The 278-nt window shown below is 62.9% G+C and carries 1 protein-coding gene; it reads right to left on the bottom strand.

Annotated features, from left to right (window positions below; all coding sequences use genetic code 11):
- The coding region (locus tag R0J92_RS22620) for a hypothetical protein (RefSeq protein WP_411053309.1) at positions 1 to 258 on the bottom strand (258 nt) is incomplete at its 3' end.
- Between the last annotated feature and the right edge of the window lie 20 nt (positions 259 to 278).

The following is a 278-nucleotide window of genomic DNA, read 5'->3' as shown; positions in this document are numbered from 1 at the left end:
AAGCGACACGCCGGCAGTCTTCAGCCCGAGGTCTTCCTCAAGCTCCGAGATCTGCGTGCTGTCGAGGCTCTTGGCGGCCTCCTCGATGGCCTTGCCAAGCGAGTAGTTCGACCGCTCTTCTTCCAGGTCGATACCAAGCTTGGCGGCCAGCCGCTCGGTCAGCTGCATCTTCAATTCGTTGGGGTCGACGTTGTTGATGCTGAACAGCGCCTCGGCAATCTTGCCCTCGGACCGCTTGGCTTCCGCGCTGGCGCTCATGCGCGCCTCGGCGACCGGAT

The organism is Tritonibacter sp. SIMBA_163, from assembly GCF_046535935.1.
GTDB lineage: Bacteria > Pseudomonadota > Alphaproteobacteria > Rhodobacterales > Rhodobacteraceae > Epibacterium > Epibacterium scottomollicae.
This window is presented reverse-complemented; position numbering and strand designations above follow the sequence as displayed.